The 24,875-nt window shown below is 59.4% G+C and carries 20 protein-coding genes, 2 tRNA genes and 3 rRNA genes; 12 read left to right on the forward strand and 13 right to left on the reverse strand.

Annotation, left to right across the window (positions count from 1 at the left end; genetic code table 11):
- Positions 1-50: 50 nt before the first annotated feature.
- From H0O21_RS01825 to H0O21_RS01855, 7 genes are all read left to right on the forward strand, one after another.
- Positions 51-434, forward strand: a complete 384-nt coding sequence (locus H0O21_RS01825) for a hypothetical protein (protein ID WP_131457070.1) — start codon at positions 51-53, stop codon at positions 432-434.
- A 212-nt stretch (positions 435-646) separates the two neighbouring features.
- Positions 647-3,208 carry an ATP-dependent helicase HrpB gene (gene hrpB / locus H0O21_RS01830; protein WP_185190188.1) on the forward strand — a complete coding sequence of 854 codons (2,562 nt, stop codon included), beginning with the start codon at positions 647-649 and terminating at the stop codon, positions 3,206-3,208.
- A 114-nt stretch (positions 3,209-3,322) separates the two neighbouring features.
- Positions 3,323-3,469 carry a chlorophyll a/b-binding protein gene (locus tag H0O21_RS01835; RefSeq protein WP_131456589.1) on the forward strand — a complete coding sequence of 49 codons (147 nt, stop codon included), beginning with the start codon at positions 3,323-3,325 and terminating at the stop codon, positions 3,467-3,469.
- 115 nt (positions 3,470-3,584) lie between these two features.
- The gene (locus tag H0O21_RS01840) at positions 3,585-3,761 is read left to right on the forward strand and encodes a hypothetical protein (RefSeq protein ID WP_164498756.1); all 177 of its coding nucleotides are present in this window, start codon (positions 3,585-3,587) and stop codon (positions 3,759-3,761) included.
- Positions 3,751-4,905: an exodeoxyribonuclease VII large subunit gene (gene xseA / locus H0O21_RS01845; RefSeq protein WP_185190189.1), complete on the forward strand. Its 1,155-nt coding sequence runs from the start codon at positions 3,751-3,753 to the stop codon at positions 4,903-4,905. The genes H0O21_RS01840 and xseA overlap by 11 nt, the downstream gene beginning before the upstream one ends.
- A gap of 37 nt (positions 4,906-4,942) precedes the next feature.
- Positions 4,943-5,257, forward strand: a complete 315-nt coding sequence (gene xseB / locus H0O21_RS01850; protein ID WP_185190190.1) for an exodeoxyribonuclease VII small subunit — start codon at positions 4,943-4,945, stop codon at positions 5,255-5,257.
- On the forward strand, positions 5,244-5,600 hold the full coding sequence (locus H0O21_RS01855; RefSeq protein ID WP_185190191.1) for a DUF2834 domain-containing protein: 357 nt from the start codon (positions 5,244-5,246) through the stop codon (positions 5,598-5,600). The genes xseB and H0O21_RS01855 overlap by 14 nt, the downstream gene beginning before the upstream one ends.
- A 23-nt stretch (positions 5,601-5,623) precedes the next feature.
- Here H0O21_RS01855 and H0O21_RS01860 read toward each other — a convergent pair whose 3' ends face one another.
- The 11 genes from H0O21_RS01860 to H0O21_RS01910 form a co-directional block, all read right to left on the reverse strand.
- Positions 5,624-5,953 (reverse strand): hypothetical protein, encoded by a 330-nt coding sequence (locus H0O21_RS01860; RefSeq protein WP_185190192.1) that lies wholly within the window; start codon positions 5,951-5,953, stop codon positions 5,624-5,626.
- A gap of 24 nt (positions 5,954-5,977) precedes the next feature.
- Positions 5,978-6,898 carry a YihY/virulence factor BrkB family protein gene (locus H0O21_RS01865; protein WP_185190814.1) on the reverse strand — a complete coding sequence of 307 codons (921 nt, stop codon included), beginning with the start codon at positions 6,896-6,898 and terminating at the stop codon, positions 5,978-5,980.
- A gap of 135 nt (positions 6,899-7,033) precedes the next feature.
- A 5S ribosomal RNA gene (rrf, locus tag H0O21_RS01870) occupies positions 7,034-7,150 on the reverse strand.
- A gap of 109 nt (positions 7,151-7,259) precedes the next feature.
- Positions 7,260-10,125: ribosomal RNA gene (locus H0O21_RS01875) — 23S ribosomal RNA — on the reverse strand.
- Positions 10,126-10,558: 433 nt separating this feature from the next.
- Positions 10,559-10,631: transfer RNA gene (locus H0O21_RS01880), tRNA-Ala, on the reverse strand.
- A gap of 9 nt (positions 10,632-10,640) precedes the next feature.
- Positions 10,641-10,714, reverse strand: a tRNA-Ile gene (locus H0O21_RS01885).
- A 185-nt stretch (positions 10,715-10,899) separates the two neighbouring features.
- A 16S ribosomal RNA gene (locus H0O21_RS01890) occupies positions 10,900-12,384 on the reverse strand.
- Together the 16S, 23S and 5S rRNA genes with 2 tRNA genes alongside form the textbook arrangement of a ribosomal RNA operon.
- Before the next feature lie 598 nt (positions 12,385-12,982).
- Complete coding sequence (locus H0O21_RS01895) at positions 12,983-13,783, reverse strand: inositol monophosphatase family protein (RefSeq protein WP_185190193.1); 801 nt, start codon at positions 13,781-13,783, stop codon at positions 12,983-12,985.
- Positions 13,784-13,792: 9 nt separating this feature from the next.
- On the reverse strand, positions 13,793-15,520 hold the full coding sequence (locus tag H0O21_RS01900) for a TolC family protein (RefSeq protein ID WP_185190194.1): 1,728 nt from the start codon (positions 15,518-15,520) through the stop codon (positions 13,793-13,795).
- A 33-nt stretch (positions 15,521-15,553) separates the two neighbouring features.
- Positions 15,554-16,942 (reverse strand): TIGR03279 family radical SAM protein, encoded by a 1,389-nt coding sequence (locus tag H0O21_RS01905; RefSeq protein WP_185190815.1) that lies wholly within the window; start codon positions 16,940-16,942, stop codon positions 15,554-15,556.
- 20 nt (positions 16,943-16,962) lie between these two features.
- Entirely contained in the window at positions 16,963-17,823 is an 861-nt protein-coding gene (locus H0O21_RS01910) for an undecaprenyl-diphosphate phosphatase (protein WP_185190195.1), read from the reverse strand.
- Positions 17,824-17,937: 114 nt separating this feature from the next.
- Between H0O21_RS01910 and H0O21_RS01915 the strand changes: the two genes are divergently transcribed.
- From H0O21_RS01915 to nadB, 3 genes are all read left to right on the forward strand, one after another.
- Positions 17,938-18,696, forward strand: a complete 759-nt coding sequence (locus H0O21_RS01915; protein ID WP_185190196.1) for a DUF3120 domain-containing protein — start codon at positions 17,938-17,940, stop codon at positions 18,694-18,696.
- A 112-nt stretch (positions 18,697-18,808) separates the two neighbouring features.
- A complete protein-coding gene (gene psbU, locus H0O21_RS01920) occupies positions 18,809-19,186 on the forward strand; it encodes a photosystem II complex extrinsic protein PsbU (protein WP_131454839.1) in 378 nt (125 codons plus the stop codon).
- A gap of 82 nt (positions 19,187-19,268) precedes the next feature.
- Complete coding sequence (nadB, locus tag H0O21_RS01925; protein WP_185190197.1) at positions 19,269-20,951, forward strand: L-aspartate oxidase; 1,683 nt, start codon at positions 19,269-19,271, stop codon at positions 20,949-20,951.
- Between the two features lie 25 nt (positions 20,952-20,976).
- Here the strand turns inward: nadB and H0O21_RS01930 are convergent, their stop codons facing one another.
- A complete protein-coding gene (locus tag H0O21_RS01930; protein ID WP_185190198.1) occupies positions 20,977-21,918 on the reverse strand; it encodes a vitamin K epoxide reductase family protein in 942 nt (313 codons plus the stop codon).
- Positions 21,919-22,031: 113 nt separating this feature from the next.
- On the opposite strand from H0O21_RS01930, the gene rimO reads away from it, so the two are divergent.
- Both rimO and H0O21_RS01940 read left to right on the forward strand, forming a co-directional pair.
- Complete coding sequence (gene rimO / locus H0O21_RS01935) at positions 22,032-23,429, forward strand: 30S ribosomal protein S12 methylthiotransferase RimO (RefSeq protein ID WP_185190199.1); 1,398 nt, start codon at positions 22,032-22,034, stop codon at positions 23,427-23,429.
- Positions 23,426-24,664 (forward strand): MFS transporter, encoded by a 1,239-nt coding sequence (locus H0O21_RS01940; RefSeq protein WP_255441082.1) that lies wholly within the window; start codon positions 23,426-23,428, stop codon positions 24,662-24,664. Before rimO ends, H0O21_RS01940 begins: the two co-directional genes overlap by 4 nt.
- Here H0O21_RS01940 and H0O21_RS01945 read toward each other — a convergent pair.
- Positions 24,651-24,743: a hypothetical protein gene (locus tag H0O21_RS01945; RefSeq protein WP_038023572.1), complete on the reverse strand. Its 93-nt coding sequence runs from the start codon at positions 24,741-24,743 to the stop codon at positions 24,651-24,653. The two genes, H0O21_RS01940 and H0O21_RS01945, sit on opposite strands and share 14 nt — an antisense overlap.
- Positions 24,744-24,875 lie beyond the last annotated feature (132 nt).

Raw genomic sequence — 24,875 nt, forward strand, 5'->3', positions numbered from 1 at the left:
TGATGGCGACCTTTGTCGGCGCCGGTCGGACTCGTAGGGGGGACTCCTAGGTGGATCAACGAACACGGATTGTGGCAGCGGTGATCAAATCCGTGAAACTGCCTCCACGCTTCCGACTGCGCCTCTTAAAGGAGGATCCGGTTCGCCTTGAGTTGAGCCTCACGCCCGCTTACGGGAAGCAACCCATCCAGGTGGGACTGGTGGAGTCTCTGGATCTGGTCGCGCGTCGTGATCGCGAAGGAAGGATCCCTAGGGATTTACAGGGCACCTGGGACTGGACAGTCCGCCACGGCGAAGTCAGCACTGGTGGTTGGAATCCCTATTTGAAAGAAGCACTGCAAACCATGTTCGAAACCGGTCTGCCCGCCATCGTTTACGAAGAGCTGACAGGCGAGGAATACCACCCTGTTGATGGGGCGAGGCATGTCCGCTGAGCCAAACGCCAGGCCCTCCTTGTAAAGGCGTACGAAGCGCTACAGCGCCTCACCTCAAGAAGGGCTAGACCGAAGGGACTACGGCCTTTAAGGTTTTCTTCATGGCCACGCTTCGCTTTTCCCTCAGTCCGCTGGTGAAACTCTTGGCAGCAATGGGAGCTCTCAGCAGCCTCCTGCTTCTGGGACTGCTCAACATCTTCGGCTAATCCTCTTTGCCCACGACCGGTTCTCCCGAGTTTCCGATCGACCCGCTGCTTCCAGAGCTCTGCAGCTCGCTGACGGAAGGATCCACCGTGCTCCTACAGGCTCCACCTGGGGCAGGGAAGACCACCCGTGTGCCCCTGGCCTTGCTTGGCGCGCTCAACGGATGCCCGCCCATGGGCAGGGGCATCCTGATGCTGGAACCACGGCGGCTTGCCACCCGTGCCGCTGCCTGCCGATTAGCTGAGGCACTCGGAGAATCCCCTGGCGAGCGAATTGGCTACGCCGTCCGTCATGAGCAGCGGTCCTCGTCAATCACCGAATGCGAGGTGGTGACCACGGGACTGTTCCTTCGACGCCTTCAAAGCGACCCGGAACTCAGTGGCATTGGCTGCGTGATTTTCGATGAATTCCACGAACGGGGCCGAGACAACGATCTAGCCCTCGCCCTCGTGCGGGATGTCCGCCATCACCTGAGGCCGGATCTGCGCCTGTTGCTGATGTCAGCCACGCTCAATCTGGAATCACTGGAGGCGGAGTTGTCCGGCGCCACGGTGCTCACGAGCGCGGGGCGTTCGTATCCCGTCACCACCCATCACCTACCTCCACGGGCGGGGGAACGTCTCAGCAGCACGGTCATCCGGGCTCTGGAACAGCATGCCCTGCCCCTCGGCGCTACCGAGCTAGAGAGCCGCCAGCAACCACCGACCGTGCTGGTGTTTCTGCCCGGCCTTCACGAGATCGACCAATGTGAGCGTGCGATCCAGGAATGCTCGAGCCTGGAGGGATGGCAGCTGTGCAGCCTCCATGGCCAGCAGCCCCTGGAGGTTCAGACCCGTGCTCTGACCGCCTGTAGCAGCGAATGGCACGGACGGATTGTGCTGGCCACGGCCATTGCCGAAAGCTCCCTCACCCTTCATGGGGTGAGGCTGGTGATCGACAGCGGCCTCAGTCGCCGCAGTCGTTACGACCCTGAAACGGGCATGGAAGGCCTGGAAACCGTGCCGACCTGCCTGGCTAGTGCCGATCAACGGCGAGGGAGAGCAGGGCGCCAGGCTCCTGGTCAATGCGTCCGCCTCTGGTCACCAGCGGAGCAACAGCGACGCCCTGAGCACGACACACCTGAGTTGCTGCGCTGCGATCCTCAGCCTCTGGTGCTTGACCTGGCGCTCTGGGGCGCCGGTCTCGGAGAGCAGCTGCACTGGCTGGATCCTCCGCCCCGGCCCTCCCTCCAGGAGGGATTGCACCATCTCGTCGGGCTGGGGGCCTTGACCCCAGCCGGCCTTCCAAGCGATGCCGGTCGGCAACTGGCAGGCATCGGGACCCATCCCCGTCTGGGGATGCTCTTACTCCATGCCCGCGAGTGGAAGCGCTCTCGACTGGGGGCCGACCTTGCCGCTCTGCTGAGCGAGCGGGACCCCCTCAATTCCAACGAGCATGGCAGCGACCTTGGGGCCAGGCTGCAGCTGCTGAAGAAGGGCCGGAACGACCGGATCCACAGCATCCGACAACTCAGCCGGCAGCTCTATCAACAACTGGAAGCGCTGCCAGCCCTGCGGGCGCAGGCGCTCCCCCATGCCGGACAGCCACCCGCGGCTGATTGCAGTGATGAGCTGGTGGCGGCCTTACTGCTGGCAACGGCATTCCCTGAGTGGGTGGCTTTACAGCGCGCCGAACGATCGAGCAGCTATCAGCTGCGCCAGGGCCGGGGGGCAGTACTGACAGCGGAGGACCCCCTGCAGGCGTCAGCGGCCCTCGCAGTAGCGCGTCTCGACCTCGGGCGGGTCAATGCCCGGATCCGGCTCGCCCTGCCCCTCCCCATCTCCTGGCTTGAAGACCTGGCCAGACGCGAGGGTGAATGGCAGGAAACGGTGGCTCTGGATGAGGGACGGGTCCGATCGCGGCGGAACCTTCAACTGGGAGCCCTCACCCTCCAGTCTTTGCCCCAACAGAGGCCCGATCCTGAACTGGCCTGCTCTCTGCTCCTTGATCACCTGGGCCATGCGGGCCTGGAGACGCTCCCCTGGGGCCCGCGCAGCCAACAGCTGCGGGAACGACTCGCGCTTCTGCATCAGCACAGAGGACTCCCCTGGCCCGCACGCGACTGGGAGTCTTTGGCCAGGGACCTGCCAGAGTGGCTGGGACCCTCGTTACTGGGCTGCACAGGCTTGGGCGACTTCAGCGAAGACCAGCTGATCGAGGCTCTCTGGGGAGAGGTGCCCTGGCAGCAACGCCAATCACTGAACCAACTATTGCCGGAGTCGCTTCTGATCCCGTCCGGTCGCCAGGCCAGGCTCGACTACCGAGACGGAGAGGTCTGCCTGGCCGTCAAGCTGCAGGAGATGTTTGGCTGCCTGCAGACCCCCAGGGTGCTGGAGGGACGTCTCCCTGTGACGCTCGAGCTGCTCTCGCCAGCGGGGCGCCCCTTACAGAGAACCCAGGATCTGGAGGGCTTCTGGAGAGGCAGCTACCACGATGTTCGCCGAGACATGCGTGGCCGTTACCCCAAACATCCCTGGCCAGACAACCCCGCCACCGCGATCGCAACCGCTGGGACGAACAAGCGCCGTTAACCGCGAGGCAAGAGGGGAGATCCGCACCAAAAGCGGCCCCGATGTGCCGCGCAAGACAGTCAACAAAACTCAAACCTTTGTTACATTGACTGGGCAGGTCCTTTTTTCTTCGCCATGTCTGACAACGCACAAGCCCGCTTCGGTTTCGTCAACTTCGCTGAGACCTGGAACGGACGTCTCGCCATGCTCGGCTTCGTGATCGGCCTCGGCACCGAACTGCTGACCGGCCAGGGCATCCTCACCCAGATCGGCCTGGGCTGATCGAACCCGGACGCTGCATGCGTCGTTCAAAGCCCCGCCACGGCGGGGCCTTTTTCATGTCACAGCGCATCCCAACCGGTGCTGCGAGAGAGTATCTGGATTGCTTCGATCGTTTGTGCCGCGTCTTTTCGCCAGCAACCGCCGGGACGGAGCCCGGCTGTTGAGTAGCGCCCTCGTGCTTCTCGCCATTTGCGCCACCCAAATCCAAAGCCCCTGGGGCCTCACCCTGACCCTCGTTTTCAGCGCCCTCTGTCTCTACTGGGGCATGGCCTATCGGCACCTTGACCACTGACGCTCCCCCCACCTATTCGGTTGCTGAACTCAATGCCGCGATCGGCACCTTGCTGGAAAGGGGGTTCGCCCCGCGGTTTCTCGTTCAAGCGACGGCATCAAGGCCCCAGATCAAAAAAGGTCATCTCTGGCTAACTCTCACGGACGGAAACGCCAGCATCACAGCTGTGGTTTGGGCCTCCAAGCTTCAGCAACTCAACTTCGTTCCAGGCGACGGCGATGGCGTTCTGGTGGTGGGCAAGCTCAACTTCTGGGCCGCTCGGGCGAGCTTGGCGGTGCAGGTGCTCGACCTGAGGCCCAGTCTCACCACCGTGATGCGCCGTTTTGAAGAAGTGCGCGAGCAATTGCTGCAAGAGGGCCTGATCGATCCGAGTCGGCAACGGCCTCTTCCCCGCTACCCCCGGCGCGTCGCGCTGCTCACGAGCAGTCCCAGTTCAGCACTCGCAGACATGCTGCGAACCGCGAGGGAGCGCTGGCCCTTGACCAGTCTGCTGCTCCTACCGATCCCGGTGCAGGGTGATGTAGCGCAGCAGATCGTGCAGCGATTGCAACGCCTGAGCGAGGCCCAGCCAAGACTGGCTCTCGATGCCATCGTGCTGGCTCGGGGCGGTGGCAGCCGTGAAGATCTGATGGTTTTCGATGATGCCGACGTCTGTCGACAGCTCGCCATGAGCCCAGTGCCTCTAATCACTGGAATCGGCCACGAAGACGACCTCACCGTCGCCGACCTCGTAGCCGATCACCGGGCCGCGACGCCCACGGCAGCAATCGTTCAGCTGCTTCCGTCAAGAGAGCACGCCCTCGCAGACGTGCATCAGCGCCAACGCCACTGGCGAGATCAACAGGCATGGGCTCTGAAGCGAGAACGCCAGAAACTGAACCAGCGCTTTGAAAACTGGTCGCTGCACCACCCCCGTCGACTGCTTGAACGCATGAGGGTGCAGCTCAATCAACGGATGAAGCTCCTCTCTGCGCTCGCTCCAGAACGTTGGTTGGCCCGCGGCTTTGCCATTCTTGAAACGGCCGATGGGCGCCCCTTGCGCAGCATCACGGAGGTGCAGCCCCCACAAGACCTTCTGGTCAGGCTCAGCGACGGCCAAGTCGTGGTCGAAGCCAAAGCCGTGAAACCAGGATCACAACGCTGAACTCTCCAAACCGCACCGTCCCCTCACCGCGCACACCATGGCTGCAAAAAGCAAAGCAAGCCGAGCCAGCAACGGCAGCATCGATCCCCAGCAGGAGGAGGAGACTTGGCGGAAGGATGCCGCTCACCTGAGCTACGAAGAAGCTCTGCAAGCCGCCGATCTCCTCCTCAGCCACCTTCAGAACGACACCCTGCCTCTGTCTGAACTGGAACGAGCCCATCGACGGGGCCAGATCTATCTCGAACATTGCCAGACACTGCTGGCACAGGTGGAACAATCCGTCCAGGAGCTAGATCCGGAGACGATGATGCCTCAAACACACGACAAGAAAGAAGCTGATGCATCGCCCTGAACTTCTGCGCTGGATCTATCTGCTGCTGGCTGTTGCAGGAGCGATCCTTCCCTGGCAAGCGAATCTGGAATTCATGCAGGCCAACGGCGACCCTTTGGCCCTAATGCAATTCATTCAAGATGCCAACGCCAACGCCGCCGCCCGCTCGCTCAGCCGGGATCTGCTGATCGGAGCCAGTGCCATCACCATCTGGATCGCGGTGGAAGGGCGTCGCTTGCAGATGAAGGGCTGGTGGATCACGTTGATTGCCTGCGTCATGATCTCCTTTGCCTGCGGTGCGCCCCTGTTTCTCCATCTGCGCGAGCGACGTCTTGCGGAACTGGCAGCCGCTGAGCAGTCCTGAGGCTGATCAACACTCAGAACTGATCAGGAATCCACATCCTGGGCTTGCACATCAATGGTCATGGCACTGGCAGGTGCCGAATCAGTGCTCGGATTAGCAGCGGTTAGCGGAGCCCCGCAAACCGAACATCGCTCTCCGCTCGAGAGGTTCATCGCCCCGCAGGCGGGGCAGGCCTGCATCCGACTCTGAAGGAATCGCCAGCCCAACCAGCCAGCTCCACCCAGAATCAACGGCAGGGCCAGCAGCACCAACAGCAGTCCTCCTGCCACATCGAGCAGCACCCGACCTGCTGCAGTTGGCAGCAGGATCAGCAGCAGCAGTCCGATCCAAAGCAGGGAGGAAGAACGGGGCACAGGCCAAATAAGGAAGACCGGATCTCAGTGTCGCTGATCCACACCGAGGCTGAGGCGTCGTTTCGCCAGGACCACACTCCAACACTGGCCGAAATAGATCACAACACCAACCATCCACACCCAGAGAGTGAGCACCAGCACGCTGCCAATCACTCCATAGGCCTGGAAACGAACGCCGAGGGAGAGGATGCTGCGACTCACGGCAAGATTGAGAATGGTGAGCAGCACACCGATCAAAACGGCCCCTGGAACGAGGGGACGCAGAGGGACGCGCCGGCTGGGCAGCAGGAACTGAAGCAGAAGGGCCATGCCGGCAAAACCAAGACATGGAATCAAATAACGACCGAATGTCAGCACGGGAATATGCGCCAAAAAAGACTGAAGCCAAGGCAACGAACGCAACGAATCATCGAGTGCCGCTGCATGAATCATGCGTAGATTGGCGCTGATTTGATCAAGAACAATCAGAAGCCCAACAAAGATCACCACAAAGAATGCTTCAAGCCGGACCCGGAGAAACTGAACAACTTGCTGATACCAGTTCACATCAGCAGGTGGATCTGGGAAATAGTCAAACCAAATCCGATCAGCACCCCGCTGCAAGGTCAAATAAACATTCCCCGCGGTGACAAGCAGGACACCTGCACCAAGTAGGCCAGCACCAAAGCCTTGCCGCACAAGCTTTTCAAGAGTGACTTGAACAAGCGCTACAGCGGAAGGGGGAAGGACGCCAGCGGTGTAATCAATAATCTGCTGATCCAGCCCTTCTTGGCGTCCAAGAAACCAAGAAGCAACCGAAAGAGCTATCAGCAACAAAGGGAAAATGGATTGAAGCGTGTAATAGGCAAAGGCAGCACTGAGATCAACACAGTCACAGCGCGACCAACGCGCATAGGCCTGCCATAGGCTTCGGATCAAGCGCTTCCAGGCCAACCAACGCCGCATCCAAGCCATAGGTCCAATGACTAAACGGTAGCGCGTGGAGGAGTCTGCCAACAAAAAAGCCACCCTTCCGGGTGGCTTTCCTGCAACGTTGCAATGGTTCTCCATTCGCTAAACGTTGATTTTGAGAATTGTTTTACCTGGCATCGAGCTATTTTCTCAGGGGGCTACCCCCCAAATATCGTCGCCGCTGCTGCGTTTCACAACCGAGTTCGAGATGGATCGGAGTGGGACCACAGCGCCATGGACACCAGGATAGTTCAATCCTCAAGGTATGAACCCTGAGAACTGCATAGGCTCCCATCACTCTTCAGTGATGACGTCTGAATTGAATAAAACTTGTCTCTCAGGCAAGAACCAAATGTTGGTCAAGCCCTCGGTCTATTAGTACTCCTCCGCTGCATCCATTACTGGACTTCCACGTAGAGCCTATCAACGGGTGTTCTTCCCGTGACCTTACTGGGTTACCCCATGGGAACACTCATCTTGAGGTGGGCTTCCCACTTAGATGCTTTCAGCGGTTATCCACTCCGCACATGGCTACCCAGCGTTTACCGTTGGCACGATAACTGGTACACCAGAGGTGCGTTCCTCCCGGTCCTCTCGTACTAGGGAGAAATCCTCTCAATGTTCCTACGCATACACCGGATATGGACCGAACTGTCTCACGACGTTCTGAACCCAGCTCGCGTACCGCTTTAATGGGCGAACAGCCCAACCCTTGGGACCGACTTCAGCCCCAGGTTGCGATGAGCCGACATCGAGGTGCCAAACCTCCCCGTCGATGTGAACTCTTGGGGGAGATCAGCCTGTTATCCCTAGAGTAACTTTTATCCGTTGAGCGACGGCCCTTCCACTCAGAACCGTCGGATCACTAAAGCCGACTTTCGTCCCTGTTCGACTTGTAGGTCTCACAGTCAAGCTTGCTTCTGCTTTTGCACTCGACGGCTGATTTCCAACCAGCCTGAGCAAACCTTTGCGCGCCTCCGTTACCTTTTAGGAGGCGACCGCCCCAGTCAAACTGCCCACCTGATACTGTCCGCTCCCCGGATAACGGGTGAACGTTAGAACCCTAGCTCTGAAAGAGTGGTATCTCACCATTGACTCCCTAGTACCCGCAAGCACTAGATCAACGTCTCCCACCTATCCTGCGCATTCAGAGCCCGGGCACAATACCAAGCTACAGTAAAGCTTCATAGGGTCTTTCTGTCCGGGTGTATGTAGTCCGCATCTTCACAGACAATTCTATTTCGCCGAGCCTCTCTCCGAGACAGCTCCCAGATCGTTACGCCTTTCGTGCGGGTCGGAACTTACCCGACAAGGAATTTCGCTACCTTAGGACCGTTATAGTTACGGCCGCCGTTCACCGGGGCTTCAGTCGCCAGCTTCGCTTACGCTGACCGGCTTCCTTAACCTTCCGGCACTGGGCAGGCGTCAGCCCCCATACATCGTCTTGCGACTTAGCGGAGACCTGTGTTTTTGGTAAACAGTCGCCTGGGACTCTTCACTGCGACCAGCTCGCGCTGGCACCCCTTCTCCCGAAGTTACGGGGCCATTTTGCCGAGTTCCTTAGAGAGAGTTACCTCGCGCACCTCGGTATTCTCTACCACCCCACCTGTGTCGGTTTCGGGTACTGGCAGTTATGCCTTAACGGGTATAGAGCTTTTCTTGGAAGCATGACGTCACCAACTTCGCTGCCGTAGCAGCTCGTACTCACGCCTCAGCTCGGATCGTTTTCGCCGATCCTCAACGCCTCGAACGCTTGAACCAGTAACCAACATCTGGCTTGGCTAGCCTTCTCCGTCCCTCTTCCCAAAACATAACCGGTACAGGAATGTTGACCTGTTATCCATCGACTACGCCTTTCGGCCTCGCCTTAGGTCCAGACTAACCCTCCGCGGACGAGCCTGCCGGAGGAACCCTTAGGGTTTCGGTGCATGGGATTCTCACCCATGTTTTCGCTACTCAAGCCGACATTCTCACTTCCATGCAGTCCACGCCCGCTCACGCTAACGCTTCACCCCACATGGAACGCTCCCCTACCATAAATCCGCAGCTTCGGTACAACGCTTAGCCCCGTTCATTTTCGGCGCAGGATCGCTCGACCAGTGAGCTATTACGCACTCCTTTGAGGATGGCTGCTTCTAGGCAAACCTCCTGGTTGTCTGGGCAATCCCACCTCCTTTATCACTTAGCGTTGATTTGGGGACCTTAGCTGGCGGTCTGGGCTGTTTCCCTCTCGACCATGGAGCTTATCCCCCACAGTCTGACTGCCTCGCTACACACAGGGTATTCAGAGTTCATCTCGATTTGGTACCGCTCTCGCAGCCCGCACCGAAATGGTGGCTTTACCCCCCTGCTGGAGCACGAGACGCTACGCCTCAACGTATTTCGGGGAGAACCAGCTAGCTCCGGGTTCGATTGGCATTTCACCCCTAACCACAGCTCATCCGCTGATTTTTCAACATCAGTCGGTTCGGACCTCCACTTGGTATCACCCAAGCTTCATCCTGGCCATGGTTAGATCACCCGGGTTCGGGTCTATAAACACTGACAAACGCCCTATTCAGACTCGCTTTCGCTATGGCTCCACCATTCCCGGTTTAACCCGCCAGTGCCTATAAGTCGCCGGCTCATTCTTCAACAGGCACACGGTCATCCGATCAGTCGGACTCCCATTGCTTGTAAGCTCACGGTTTCATGTTCTATTTCACTCCCCTCCCGGGGTTCTTTTCACCTTTCCCTCGCGGTACTGTTTCGCTATCGGTCACACAGGAGTACTTAGCCTTACGAGGTGGTCCTCGCGGATTCACACGGAATTTCACGTGCTCCGTGCTACTCGGGATACAGCTAGGTCAGTTCAGTTTTCGTGTACGGGACTTTCACCCTCTGTGGTGTGCCATTCAAACACTTCCACTAACATTCCTTTTCCACATTGCTGTCCCACAACCCCGATGCTCGAAAGCATCGGTTTAGGCTCTTCCCCGTTCGCTCGCCGCTACTTAGGGAGTCGTTTTTACTTTCCTTTCCTCCAGCTACTAAGATGTTTCAGTTCGCTGGGTTGGCTCGCACCGCCCTATGGATTCAGGCGGCCGTTCTAGGGGTTGCCCCATTCGGAAATTCCCGGATCAAAGCGTGTTTCCAGCTCCCCGAGACTTATCGCAGGTAACCACGTCCTTCATCGCCTCTGTGTGCCAAGGTATCCACCGTGAGCCCTTTGTAGCTTGACCAATGTATCTCCAACACGCTTGCTGTCGTTGAAACAGATTCTCTCTGATTCATTGCTGAATCAAAGATCTAACTCCTCATTGCTCGACACAATTAGAAGAACGTGATGGAGTCTCGGCTCTTGCTCGATAGAATTTGCAATCACTCCTCATCATCACCCTTTCGGATCATCATTCAGAGTCATCGCATCATCCATGAGATGCTTTATTCTTTCCAGACTCACCTATGCAGTTGTCAAGGTTCTGCCAGACTTCAAATCAAATCACCAATTGCTTGATCACCTGATTCGAGCCCAGCATCTTATCAACCATCGATAGATTTCTCTCTATCGCAGGAATGACAGGAAGCTGGGTTCCTCTAGCGGACACATCTAAATCACACTCCAATCGAGCTCATACTCCAAACTTCTGGAGATGGGAATTAAAGTTCGGTCAGTGGAGGTTAGGAGACTCGAACTCCTGACATCCTGCTTGCAAAGCAGGCGCTCTACCAACTGAGCTAAACCCCCAACACCGAATGGGCCATCCTGGACTTGAACCAGGGACCTCACCCTTATCAGGGGTGCGCTCTAACCACCTGAGCTAATGGCCCAGGAGTCTCATCCCTTTTGGGGTGTGACCTAGACAAAGTTTAGGAACTAAAAATCTCCATTAAGCAGCTCACTGTTTCCAGTTCACTCTTAACTTCAAAGCTGAGGTACCGATCGACCTAAGGTGACAGAATTTCGGCCTAAGAATAAAACTACTCAGGCATCAAAATCATTGTTTGTCTCCCTGTTAGGAGGTGATCCAGCCGCACCTTCCGGTACGGCTACCTTGTTACGACTTCACCCCAGTCATCAGCCCCACCTTCGACGTCCTCCTCCACAAGGGTTGGAGTAACGGCTTCGGGCGTGGCCAACTTCCATGGTGTGACGGGCGGTGTGTACAAGGCCCGGGAACGTATTCACCGCAGTATGCTGACCTGCGATTACTAGCGATTCCTCCTTCACGTAGGCGAGTTGCAGCCTACGATCTGAACTGAGCCACGGTTTATGAGATTTGCTTGTCCTCGCGAACTTGCTGCTCTTTGTCCGTAGCATTGTAGTACGTGTGTAGCCCAGGATGTAAGGGGCATGATGACTTGACGTCATCCACACCTTCCTCCGGTTTATCACCGGCGGTCTCTCTAGAGTGCCCAACTGAATGCTGGCAACTAAAGACGTGGGTTGCGCTCGTTGCGGGACTTAACCCAACATCTCACGACACGAGCTGACGACAGCCATGCACCACCTGTCACTGCGTTCCCGAAGGCACTCTCCCGTTTCCAGGAGATTCGCAGGATGTCAAACCCTGGTAAGGTTCTTCGCGTTGCATCGAATTAAACCACATACTCCACCGCTTGTGCGGGCCCCCGTCAATTCCTTTGAGTTTCACACTTGCGTGCGTACTCCCCAGGCGGAACACTTAACGCGTTGGCTACGACACCGAGGGGGTCGATTCCCCCGACACCTAGTGTTCATCGTTTACGGCCAGGACTACAGGGGTATCTAATCCCTTTCGCTCCCCTGGCTTTCGTCCATGAGCGTCAGTTATGGCCCAGCAGAGCGCCTTCGCCACTGGTGTTCTTCCCGATATCTACGCATTTCACCGCTACACCGGGAATTCCCTCTGCCCCTACCACACTCTAGCCCAACAGTTTCCACTGCCATGATGGAGTTAAGCTCCACTTTTTAACAGCAGACTTGATGGGCCGCCTGCGGACGCTTTACGCCCAATAATTCCGGATAACGCTTGCCACTCCCGTATTACCGCGGCTGCTGGCACGGAATTAGCCGTGGCTTATTCCTCAAGTACCGTCAGATCTTCTTCCTTGAGAAAAGAGGTTTACAGCCCAGAGGCCTTCATCCCTCACGCGGCGTTGCTCCGTCAGGCTTTCGCCCATTGCGGAAAATTCCCCACTGCTGCCTCCCGTAGGAGTCTGGGCCGTGTCTCAGTCCCAGTGTGGCTGATCATCCTCTCAGACCAGCTACTGATCGATGCCTTGGTGCGCCTTTACCACACCAACTAGCTAATCAGACGCGAGCTCATCCTCAGGCGAAATTCGTTTCACCTCTCGGCATATGGGGTATTAGCAGCCGTTTCCAGCTGTTGTCCCCCTCCTGAGGGCAGATTCTCACGCGTTACTCACCCGTCCGCCACTAACCCGAAGGTTCGTTCGACTTGCATGTGTTAAGCACGCCGCCAGCGTTCATCCTGAGCCAGGATCAAACTCTCCGTTGTAGATCAATTCCTTTTGATGACTTACATCACCTCAAATTGATTTGCGTCACCCACAATTCAGTTTTCACTCATTGCAGTTGAGGCCTCCTTTCAGCTGACACAGAAAGGGTTCTTAAGAGTGCACTTCTAGATTTCTCTATCCATGACTTTCCAGGATCTCAGATCCGGTTGTTGCTCCATCAATTCGCACACCGGCAACAGTCAGGCTCGTGAAAACCTCACCGTTGCAGCGAATGACTTCATCGCAACGACATTGTTTGACGGGACCTCACACCTTCATCGCTCTTTCATCAAAGCCTTCCACTCACCTCGCGGCTCGTTTCAAGACCTCGACGCGATGAAAGCGTCAGTTCCTAAACTTTTCGATTGTCCAGGTTCTGCCGTCGCGCTCCCTCTCAGGAGCGGTGGGCTGTGCGGCCTCTCGCGACCGCTTGTGAAACTTACAACACCGTGGGATCGCTCCCTCTTGGTCTTGTAAGCACCGATCGAACCACACAAAAGCTCTCGCTTCCCTTGTGCTCCTCCCGGCTGCGCCTTCCGCCCTTCGGCTTCCTGCGCAGTCCAAAAACATAACCCATCAACTCCCCTACTCGCAACCTCAGGGGCGAAGTAGCGCTGTTCCCCAGGGCATCAGACGCTGCAACTGCTCCTGAGAGGTCGCAGCCAACACCGGGAAATCCGCTTCAGCAAGGTCCATCCCAGGCTGAAGACAGGCAGGGTCAGCCGCGAGCCAGTGCAAGGGGCACTGCAATTCGGAGAGAACCAACCAAGCCGCAGCCAGATCCCAGATTTTCGGAGTGGCCTCCAAGGCCGCCATGGTCTGCCCCATCGCCACGCTGAGCAAATTCAAACTCGCCACCCCAAGGAGCCGGATCTTCCCGGGAAACGACTGATCGGGGCGGCTCTGGAGCACGCGGATCGCACGGCTGCATAAAGACACACAGGCACTGTCAGCGGCAAGGCGGGTCTGGGGTGTCAAGGGCTTGCCATTTCGCCAAGCTCCCTTGCCACGAATCGCCACAATCCGCTGATGAAGGGATGGAATCTCCAGAAAAGCCTCAACCGGACGGCCATCGATGCAACGGGCCACTGAGATGGCCCAGTAAGGAATACCAGCAGCGAAATTGGTGGTGCCATCGAGGGGATCCACCACCCAATAGGCCTCCGTTTTTGGAAGTTGCTTAGATCCTTCCTCACTCAAGACCCCCTCGCCTGGGGCCAGGGAAGCCAAGCCGGCAACGATCGCACTGTCACTCCACCGATCACAGGCGGTGATCAGAGTGCCGTCAGGTTTCACATCAGAGACGATGTGGCCGAAATCACGCCGCTGTCGCTCCGCCACCTGATCCAGCAACTGATGAACGCCGGTCAACTGATGGGACGTCAGCAGTTCAGCCACAGATCACGATCAGCCCTTGGAAGCGGACGCCGTGGCCTGGCAAGCCGGACGATTCGGAGAAGGTTCGATCGGCACCACAGAGGCATCGTCCTCAGCCGGCTTGGTGGCTGGGAGGTTCTGAGGCTGACAGGCCTTCACCGCATCAAGACCGGTGCGACGACGCAGCTGGGCAATGCTCTTGTTGTAGGTATTGATCGCATCGGCATAGCGAACCTCGGCCTGGGTGAGATCCCGCTGGGTGTCCACCACTTCCCTTTGGGTGGTCACACCCGCCTGGAAACGCAGGCGAGCCAAACGCAGCGACTCACGGGCTGACAACACTTCCCGGGAGGTCGCGAAGATGTCCTGATTGGCCGTGCGGAGGTTGTAAAAGCTTTCCTCCACCTGAACACGGATGCGATCACGGGTGGAGGCGAAGTTGAAGGCACTCTCCTCAGCCCGCTGCTTGTTGCGGCGGTATTCGGCGCGGGCACGTCCGCCGTCAAAGATGTTCCAGGTGGCATTCAGGCCCACCGAGTTGTTGGCATTCCAGCCGTAGTCGTCCATATCGACGGGCGAAACCACGTTGGTTTGGCCCTGGAAGCGAGCCGTGCTGAAGGCATTCACCAGACTGAGCACTGGCTGCACAGCAGCGAGAGCCGCATTGGCATTGCTGTTGTTGATCGAGATATCGAGGATCAGCTGATCAAGTTCCTCGCGGAAGGCAAAGGCGGCCACGATGCTCTCCTGCAAAGAGGGTTGCCAGACGCCGATCACCTGCGATGGGCTTGCAGCGGTAGGGGTCACGTCCAGGGGGAGATCCAACAATCCAGCCAGGGATCGGCGGGTCTTGTTCTGGAAGCCGATGCCATTGGTGAGCACCTGCTGATCTCGGGCAAGCTGAGTTTCAGCCTCCAGCACTTCAAGCTTGGTGGCGACACCAGCCTGAAAGCGGGCGCTGGCGTCTTTCAGGCTCACCAGGGAGGCCCGCACCGACTGCTGACCGATCCGCACCTGCTCATCGGCGCGCTGAAGGTCGAAGTATGACTCTGCTGTTTCCAGCCGTCGGTCCCGAAGAGCGATCAGGTAAGCATCGCGAGCGCGTTCAAAATTGTCGCGAGCTGCAGCAATCCTTGGCACTCGCTTGGGGTCGATGAGATTCCACTGGACCTGGACCGCAAAATTGGCCGTCCACTGGCTGCTGGTGGTGTAAGGAGCCGTGGACGGGACTCCGGTCGAGGAATTGAACGTGGGTGCGAAATCAGGGTTGCGATATTGATCAGCGGCGAGGTACTGCGGCAGACCGTTAGCAGAGAGATTGACCGTGGGATACCAGAGGGAAATCTCGGCAAGCAGAGCCGACTTGGCTTGCTCCACCTGACTGGCCGCTGCCTTGAGGCTGGGGTTGTTGACCTCCATCAGCTGCTCGGATTCCGCAAGGGTGAGCGGACGGAGTTCACGGATCCGCACCTGAGACGGTTTGTCTGGGAGCGCAAGACTTGGAGGCGCCTGCAGGGGGCTCAGCGCTTCAGGGAGTGTGGTGGCGGCAGGGGGCAGAACGGAAGGATCGGCTTTCGGACGCGGTCCATTGAGTTCGATGGCGGTCGGGAGAGTCTTCTGATCAATCAGCGCTCCAGAGTTCGCTGCCTCAGAGGCCACAGGGGCCTGAACAGGTGCATCTTGGGCCTGTAGCCCCGTCGGGACAGACGCGGCCAGAGCACCTGCAATGAGAAGAAAACGAGCAGCGGTCCAGGCCACGACAGATTGCAATCTGCCGGGAGCTTAGGGGCATTAGGGCTCCTGACCCAGCACTGCGGCCACGATGTCAGCTGCTCCATGCACGATCCGGATCGTGACCGGCAATCGTGCCTGCACCTCTTCCAGGGTCATGTCATCGAGAAACACCGGCGCCCCCTGTCGGAGCATCACCGAGGGCAATAAGAGCTGATCACCGAGGTCGACCCCCTCAAGACCCACCAGTAGATCCTCTCCGGTGAGCAAGCCCGTCACCACCTGATCCTGTCCCCAGTAGGGACTCGGTAGACCGTGGAGAGAGAGCGACACCCCTTCGATGCCATTGAGGCGGTCACGTACGGATCTCAAGGCCTGGTCGACCAAACGACCCACCACCCAGCTGCTGCGCATCGGCTTTGCACTCCGAGGGGGCAAAGTCTCGGTGGCCTGATCCAAGTCCTCCAAAAAGGCTCGGATGCTTCCGACTCCATTCTCCTGCTGGGGCAGATCCTCGTAGTTGGCTCGTGGCGGGAGGGCACGGCCTGCGATCAAATACCACTCATCCGAGAGCCAGGCGAACCGACTGCCCAGAGTCTCCTGAAAATGGCTCTGTAAGGCCTCGACCTGGGTGATGACCTCCTTGGCATGGTCAGGATCGACAGGGACCAGTCCATCGCCGGAAGGCCGAAAGCGAGTCAGGCCCACGGGCACCACAGCGGCCGAAAGCACGGCAGGCCAAGCACCGCTCGCAAACGCAGCAAGGTCTTCCAATGTGCGCTGCAGCGCTGCTCCGTCATTGAGGCCTGGGCAGACCACCACCTGGGCGTGAATCTGCAAATCGCGTTCCGCAAACCAGCGCAGCTGATCCAGCAACAATGCGGCGCGCGGATTCTCCAGCAACCTGGAGCGCAGGTCTGGATCCGTGGCATGCACGGACACGAACAGGGGAGACAGGCGCTGGGCCTCGATGCGCTGCCAATCCGCCTCGGTGAGGTTCGTGAGTGTGAGATAGGAGCCGTAAAGAAAGCTCAGCCGGTAGTCATCGTCCTTGAGGTAGAGGCTGCTGCGATGCCCAGGCGGCTGCTGATCGATGAAACAGAAGGGGCAGTGGTTATTGCACTGACGCAGTCCGTCAAAGAGTGCCTCGGTGAACTGGAGACCAAGACCGTCATCCGCATCCTTTTCAAGGTCCACCTGATGAAGCTCGCCCGCTGCATCCATCACCTCGAGATGGAGCTCTTCCTCCACCACCAGATAGCGGTAATCGATCAGATCCCTCGGACGGATGCCGTTGATGCTGAGCAGTTGGTCTCCTGGTTCAAAACCCAACGCTTCACCGATGGACCCAGGCTCAACGGCGGCCACGACGGCTGGTGCGGGCTGACGCGAGGCCGATTCCGAATCCAGGGCCGCCAGAGCGACGCCGGCGGATGGTTCATTCCACACCGCGATGGAGGCAGCTGATCTCAGTTTGATCCTGAGCCGGCCCACCAGACCAGGAGCAGCACCCCGAAGAGCAAGCGATAGATCACGAAGATCCAGGTGCTGTGCCTTTGGAGGAACTTAAGCAGCCAATCAATGGCCAGCCAAGACACCACGGCGGCCGACACGATGCCCACCAGCAAAGGCAGCACACCCCCGCCGCTCGGCTCGGTGAAGGCACCCTTGAGTTCCACCAGTCCAGCGATCGTGATCGCCGGAATTCCCAGCAGGAAGGAGAAGCGGGCCGCATCCTGCCGTTGCCAGCCATCGAGAAGAGAGGCTGTCAACGTGCTGCCCGAACGCGAAACGCCGGGAATCAACGCCAGCACCTGGGCAAGGCCAACCACCAACCCGTCACGCCCCTCCACCTGAACAAGCTGCTTGATCCGGGGACCAATCCTCTCGGCGAGGGCCAGCAGCAAGGCCATCACAATCGAGACCACGGCAATGGCAGGCACGCTGCGCAGGGGCGATGACTCATAACCAGGCCAGAACAGCTTGATTGCCAGACCTGCGATCAGGATCGGGACCGTTCCCACCGCCATGGCGATACCGAGACGAGCCTCGGGTTCACGCCACTGGCCACGGGAAACAGCGACTGAGATGCCCTTCAGCACGCTCTGAAGGTCCTGACGGAAATAAGCAATCACCGCCACGATGCTTCCAAGCTGAATGACGGCTGCCACCGAGACGCCGGGGTCACCCCAACCAGCCAGGACGGGAACAACCTTGAGGTGAGCAGTGCTGCTGATTGGCAGAAATTCCGTCAGCCCTTGCACTACACCAAGCACAAAATCCCGCCAGCAGGCTTCGAGCAACCCGGGGGCGGTGGCGACGTCGGTCATGAATCGGTTCGAAGCAGCCGCACGCTATGACCACCGACCGACCGACGCCAGCGCAGTGGGCGGGGTCGAATCTTCTAAGGTTTCGGGACTTTCTTCACAATCAGGAGTCGTCCGTTGTCCAGCGGCCTGATCAAAGCGGCTGCCCTGGACCCTCCAAGGCTCAATGGCGCCGAGCTGCTGCTGCCGATTCCGAAGGCTGGGGAGGAGGTCATCATTTCCCGTGGAGCAGCGGCACTTGTCGTGCTGCCCGTTTTTCTTCAGGCCCCCTGGGTGCGCCTCCATCCTTTCAGTGCCGGCCTGTTCAGCTTCCTGCTCCTGGGTGTCGGGATCCTGCTGGGAATGAGAGTTGAGCCAGCGAAAGCCCGCTGGGGTGCTCTGTTGGTTGGCTTCAGTGGAAGCTGGCTCGCGGGAACTCTCTTCTGGGGCTGGCTGCGGGCCCATCCGCTCCTGCATCTCCCCATCGAAGCCCTTGCCCTTCCCCTTGCGCTCACAGGTCTGCAAGGGCGCTGGCGCCTGGGTTGCAGTTTTTACTTAGCGTCTTTGGTTGGCACAACACTGACTGACTTGGCGATGGCGCTCACCGGCGTGATGCGCCTCTGGCCAGCAGTGGTTGAGGCACCGATCGAGGAAGCTCAGCCGCTTCTCAAGCAGGCTGCCCTGACCCTGAGCCGCCCAAGCTCGCTAGCCATCCTTCTCGCCTTCACGGGCCTGATCCTGCTTATCGCCAGAACCCTCCGCCGCCGTGGACGTCTCTGCCCATCAGGTGATGCCAGCTGGGGAGTGGCCTCTGCCGTTCTGATCACGACCCTGATGATCGACGGCCTGTTCCTTCTGACCGCCCTGATCCAACCGCGCTTCAGTGGACTGATCTGAAACGAACTGCAAAAGCTCACGCCGCAACGGGGGGTTTGTCCGTGACGCACTTGTAAGGTTTGCTCACCGGCGTCGCCGGCAGTCCCGTTCCGATCCCTGACGGAGTGTTCCGATGAAGCGGCTGGTCTCCTGGCTGACTGGTGTGATGCTGATGGCAGGCCTGGTGCTTGGCCTCGTCATGCCCCCAGCCGTGCACGCTGACGACCTTCGCAACGTCGCTGACGAGAAACTGGCCGAGCGAGGTAACAAGGTCGACCTCAACAATTCTTCTGTGCGCCGGTTCCAGCAATTCCCGGGGATGTATCCCACCCTCGCCGGCAAGATCGTGCTCGGCGGTCCTTATGAAAGTGTTGACGATGTGCTCAACCTCGACCTGAGTGATCGTCAGAAGGAACTGTTCGCCAAATATCGCGACAACTTTGTGGTGACGGCTCCCTCGATCGCCTTGAACGAAGGTTTCGACCGCATCAACGATGGTCAGTACCGCTGAGTGCCGATCTTGAGACCGGCTTCGGTCAAACTATGTTTCATCCCGAACCGCCGGTGACCCCGGCGGTTTTTTTGCTGATGCCATGACACAGCACCAGCCATCGAGCGAACCGATTCCCCCAGGGCCATGGGATGTGATCGTGATCGGTGCAGGAGCTGCCGGTCTGATGACCTGCCTGGAGCTACCCGAAGGACTGCGCATCCTGCTACTCAATCGCAACACCAGCAGGCGCTCTTCTAGTCGATGGGCCCAGGGCGGTATTGCCGCCGTGACTCGACCGGAAGACAGTGCCAGCAGTCATGCCAGCGACACACTCATCGCCGGGGCAGGGCTCTGCGACAGGAATGCTGTTGAACTGCTGGTCAATCAGGCCCCCGCTTGCGTCGAAAGGCTTCAGCAACTGGGCATGGCCTTCGATCGCAACAGCAGCGGCAAGCTAGCCACCACCCTTGAGGCAGCCCACAGCCATCACCGGGTGCTGCACGTGCAAGACCAGACCGGAAGGGCGCTGGTCGATGTGCTGCGCGAACGCGTCGAACAACGTCATGACCTTCTGCATCGCCGGGGGATCCGTGTGACCCGACTCTGGGTGGAGCACGGTCGCTGCTGCGGAGTTCAGGTGCTCGATGGCCCAAGTCTGCACTGGATCTCAGCCCGGGCTGTGGTGCTCGCCACAGGGGGAGGAGGCCATCTCTATGCGAACACCACCAATCCCCCCCAGGCCTGCGGAGAAGGCGTCGCCCTCGCCTGGCAGGCGGGGGCTGCAGTGGAAGATCTGGAATTCATGCAGTTTCACCCCACGGCCCTGCGCCTTCCAGGCGCCCCCTGTTTCCTGATTTCAGAAGCGGTGCGTGGCGAAGGGGCTGTCCTGCGCGACGACCAAGGGCAAAGCCCCGTCGCAGATCTTGCTGGAGCTGATCTGGCACCGCGCGACCAGGTCAGCCGGGCGCTCGTGCGCTCCATGCGCGACCGGGGCACGGATCACATCGACCTGGACCTCTCACCGATCCCTCGAGAGCGCGCAGTCCAGCGCTTTCCCACCATCCTGGAACGCTGCCGCAGTTTTGGGCTTCAACCTCTGGAGCGGCCGATTCCCGTGGCCCCCGCAGCCCACTATTGGATGGGAGGAGTGGCCACTGATCTCCATGCCTCAACCAACCTTCCTGGTCTCTACGCGGTGGGGGAAGTGGCCTGCACAGGGCTGCATGGTGCCAACCGCCTAGCCAGCAATTCCCTAATGGAATGTCTGGTTTTTGCCCGACAGCTACGAACGATCGACCTTCCGAACGCTCCAGCCAAGGCAATCGTCCATCACCCAGGCACCGATCTCCGGGCAGGCGCACCCCTGCAGAGCCGCAGCCGGATGAGCGCCGAAAAGCTGATGGCAACCATCGACATCTGGCGACTGCGTTGCTGGCAGGTGGCGGGAGTGGACCGGGACAGCCGCGGAATGGCGCATGCTCTGAATCAGGTTCAAGTGACGCTGGACCAACTGGAAGCGGAGCCATCCCTGGAACTGATCAGATCACAGCCTGTGGATGCGCTGCACCGACTGAATGAGGAAAGCCGGCGGGAGCTGAACCTGCTGCTCGACCTTCAGCATCGACTGCGGGCCAGTGCCCTGCTTCTGGAGGCCTGTCTGTTCAGAAAGGAGAGTCGCGGAGGCCATTTCCGTCATGACGCTCCCTGGCCCATGCCCCAGTGGGAATGTCATTCCAGACAACAGCGGGGCCAGGCGATCGGGACCCGACCCGTTGTGCGCTGACTCACGGGAGTGAAGGCGATCGAAATCAGTCGATGCTTGGGCCCTGGTAATTGGAAAGCTTGGCGAGATCGGCCAGTGGCTTCACACCGGAATCGAGCTTTCCATCAATCTCCCAGGTGGGGAAGCCTTCCACGCCTTTTTGCTGGCAGAGCTTGGTCTGACTGTTCTGACCATCCGGGGCACACTCCACGACCTTGAGCTTGGCGGCGGCCTCTTGGCCGAACAACTCCTTTTGCTCATGGCAGTGCGGGCACCAGTAGGCCGAGTACATGACGGCACCGGAAGCGGTGAGATGCTCAGCAAGCTCAATCTTGGCTGGATTGCTCGAGGTGGTGACAGAGGGAGGCGCTCCAGGCCCGGTGACCGCAGCGTCAGGGCGATTGGGGTCGACCACCGAAGCCCAGATCAAGCTGCCCAACAAAACGGCAAGAGCCAGCAACACCCCTCGAAACAGAAGCGGCGCTGGATCCTCCCAGCCACCGCCGGCGACCGAAAGAATCAGCAAAGCGATCGAGATCAGTGCCGACAGAACACAGAAGAAGCAGAAGGCCTGGATCTTGAACAGCATCAGGCCCACCAGCACAAGGCTGAACATCGCCATGCCAACGGACACGACAAACAAGCCCCACCAGGTGCGACGAGACAGATTCGCCTTGTTCTCCGCTAACCCAGGCAGCAGAGGCACAATCGCCATCACCAGCACAGCCAAATAAGCAATCAGGCCGGCGAAGGAGAGCGGGATACTGAAACCATCCCCCTGAAGCAGGGTGCCCCAGGCGCTGTTCAGGACCTTGTCACAGCCATCAGCCCCCAGCGGGCAGCTGAGATCCCCCAGGATTCCCCAGCGCTTGAGAGTGATTGAGCCGGTGTCGATCACCCCAACCGTGGCCAGAACCGCCATGGCGATTCGGACCCATTTCGAACCGGAATCCTGGCGGCGACGACTGGTGAGGCGGGTGGTCGACATCAGCTGCGTCCAGAGCGCGTCAAGTCTGACAGCAACCGTCGGCCAGAACCGTGCTGAACACAAAGGACTAGGGGTGCAACCCTATGGTGAGAGATTGCCGAATCGGTCGGGGCATGAGCAAAGATCCAGGCACTGAGGCTCAGACAACCCGTCGACCGACCGTTGCCTTTGCCCATCTTGGCTGCGAAAAAAACCGGGTCGACACGGAGCACATGCTTGGGCTCCTGGCCCAAGCGGGTTACGGCGTCAGCAGCGATGAAAACGACGCCAGCGTGGTGGTAGTGAACACCTGCAGTTTCATCCAGGACGCCCGTGAGGAATCGGTGCGCACCCTGGTGGGCCTGGCAGAACAGGGAAAAGAGCTGATCATCGCCGGCTGTCTGGCGCAGCATTTTCAGGAGGAACTGCTCGACTCCTTACCGGAAGCAAAAGCGATCGTGGGCACCGGCGATTACCAGCACATTGTTGAGGTGCTGCAGAGGGTGGAAGCCGGGGAGCGGGTGAACCGGGTCAGCCGGACCCCGACCTTCGTGGGTGATGAGCACCTGCCCCGATACCGAACCACCGGCGAGGCCGTGGCTTATCTGAAGGTTGCCGAGGGCTGCGACTACCGCTGCGCGTTCTGCATCATTCCCCATCTTCGAGGCGATCAACGCTCTAGGCCGATCGAATCCATCGTGGCCGAAGCCCATCAGCTCGCAGCCCAGGGTGTGCAGGAGTTGATCCTGATCAGCCAGATCACCACGAACTACGGACTGGACCTCTATGGAAAGCCCCGCCTAGCTGATCTGCTGCGTGCCCTTGGCGAGGTTGAGATCCCCTGGATCCGGGTGCATTACGCCTATCCAACCGGCCTAACCCCCGAGGTGCTCAGTGCTTACCGGGAGGTGCCCAACGTCTTGCCTTATCTGGATCTGCCCCTGCAGCACAGTCACCCCGATGTGCTGCGGGCCATGAACCGTCCTTGGCAGGCAGAGGTGAATGAACGACTGCTGGACCGCATCCGCGAACAGCTCCCCGACGCGGTGCTACGCACCACGCTGATCGTCGGCTTCCCAGGGGAGACCGAGGCCCAGTTCGAGCATCTGGCTCGCTTCCTGGAGAGCCAGCGCTTCGATCATGTGGGCGTGTTCACGTTCTCCCCCGAAGAGGGGACCCCGGCAGCCGCATTGCCTGACCGAGTCCCGGAGAACCTTGCCATCGCCCGCAAGGACAGGCTGATGACCCTTCAGCAACCGATCTCCGCCGCAGCGAATGCCTCTTGGGTGGGTCGCACAGTGGATGTGTTGATCGAGCAGCACAACCCCTCCACTGGCGCCATGATCGGACGGTGCGGACGCTTTGCGCCTGAGGTGGATGGCGAGGTGCTCGTCCAGCCAGGTGAGAACGGTCTGCAGGCCGGTCCTGGCACGATGGTGCCCGTCAAAATCACCGGCTCCGACGTCTATGACCTGAGCGGGCAGATGGTGGGAGCCGCGGCCATGGTGGCGGCCGCCCGCTCCACATCGTGACCGCCACACGGTTCTCCCAGGCCAGACAGCGCAGCATTTTTCTTGTGGCGTCAGGAATGAGCACCGCAGGATCCTTCGCAGGGCTCACGGCGAAAGGCTGGATCCTGATGAACGGCACGGAAAATCCGATGCTGCTGGCCCTTCATTTCGCAGCCCTGTCCCTTCCCACCCTGCTGGTGAGTGGGCCGGCGGGCGTGAGGACCGACAGGGTCGGCTGCGAAACAGTGCTCATTCAGGCCCAGTGGGCACTGCTGGCCGCTGGACTGCTAGGCGCTTTGTCGATCCCGCTCCTAGAAGGCACTGCCCAGGTCGGCGCACTGCTGGGCAGCACGCTGCTGGTGGGAATCGCCAGCGCCTACGAGCTCACAGCACGCAACAAATACTGCGCACTGCTGGTGGATGAACCCACCCAGCTCGCCCCCTACCTCACCAGCTTTTCCGTGGTCTTCAACGTCGGAAAGCTCGTGGGTCCCCCAATTGGGGGATGGCTGGTGGCCCTCACGGGAGCAGCAACAGCCCTCAGCCTCGATGCCCTCACCTATCTGCTGCCCATTGCCAGCGTGATCTGGCTGCTCAGACCGAATCTCGAACAGGAACAGCGCAGTGGCAATCAAGACCAGGCGTCCCTGCTGCATGCCTGGCGCGACTGCGGGCCCACCCTGCGCCATGTGCTGCGCTTCACCGCGGTCATCTGCCTGGTGGGCTTCTTCCACCCCGGCCTGGCACCACTGATCGCCGCCGACACGATCGGACCTGATCCGAGGGATCTTGGCTTGTTCACCAGCGTGCTGGCCGCAGGGAGCATTACCGGCGGCCTAGTGCTGCAGAGAAATAGTCACCGCTTCTGTCAGCGTCCATGCCTGACCTTGGGTTGCTTCGCTCTGATCACGGCCTTGGCCCAGCTGGGAATGGCCAAGGGTGAGACGCGAGGCCTGGTGCTGATGATGGCCTTTCTGATCGGAGCCGGAACAGCCGGGCTTCTGAGCAGCACCAATTTGATCACCCAAGTTGGATCCAAACAGGTGATGCGAGGAAGGATGGCAGGTCTCAGTCAGATCGCCTTCCTTGGGGGCGGAGGACTGAGCGGAATCCTGGCCGCAGCCATCACACTCACCCTCGGACTCAAGAGCGCATTCGCCATTGCCGGAGGAATCGGCCTTGCGCTGGCCGTCGTTGAAATCAGCCAGCGCGGTCAAACCGTGCTGGACGAGACAACCAAGCTCAGATCAGTTTGATGCCACGCAGCACGCCGCTGATCACTGCAGCGGTAACGAGACCGGCACCGACCAGACCCAGATAGATGACAACGCCCACGACAGACACAGCAAGTCGCAACTATTAGACCAGAAACAGGGACGCCTTCGTGGCCACACCCCCTAAGGTTGACGCAATCCGCGCCAAGGGTCAGCGGCAAGCCCCAGCTCAGCGCCACAAGCCCAAGCACCG

Origin of the sequence: Synechococcus sp. HK01-R (assembly GCF_014217855.1) — a bacterium.
GTDB lineage: Bacteria > Cyanobacteriota > Cyanobacteriia > PCC-6307 > Cyanobiaceae > Synechococcus_C.

What these genes read in the sequence shown, in the direction of transcription:
- H0O21_RS01835 (WP_131456589.1), top strand. Translation starts at nt 3,323, where the DNA reads ATGTCTGACAACGCACAAGCCCGCTTCGGTTTCGTCAACTTCGCTGAG.
- xseB (WP_185190190.1), top strand. Translation starts at nt 4,943, where the DNA reads ATGGCTGCAAAAAGCAAAGCAAGCCGAGCCAGCAACGGCAGCATCGAT.
- H0O21_RS01855 (WP_185190191.1), top strand. Translation starts at nt 5,244, where the DNA reads ATGCATCGCCCTGAACTTCTGCGCTGGATCTATCTGCTGCTGGCTGTT.
- H0O21_RS01865 (WP_185190814.1), bottom strand. Translation starts at nt 6,898, where the DNA reads ATGCGGCGTTGGTTGGCCTGGAAGCGCTTGATCCGAAGCCTATGGCAG.
- H0O21_RS01910 (WP_185190195.1), bottom strand. Translation starts at nt 17,823, where the DNA reads ATGACCGACGTCGCCACCGCCCCCGGGTTGCTCGAAGCCTGCTGGCGG.
- psbU (WP_131454839.1), top strand. Translation starts at nt 18,809, where the DNA reads ATGAAGCGGCTGGTCTCCTGGCTGACTGGTGTGATGCTGATGGCAGGC.
- nadB (WP_185190197.1), top strand. Translation starts at nt 19,269, where the DNA reads ATGACACAGCACCAGCCATCGAGCGAACCGATTCCCCCAGGGCCATGG.
- H0O21_RS01930 (WP_185190198.1), bottom strand. Translation starts at nt 21,918, where the DNA reads ATGTCGACCACCCGCCTCACCAGTCGTCGCCGCCAGGATTCCGGTTCG.
- rimO (WP_185190199.1), top strand. Translation starts at nt 22,032, where the DNA reads ATGAGCAAAGATCCAGGCACTGAGGCTCAGACAACCCGTCGACCGACC.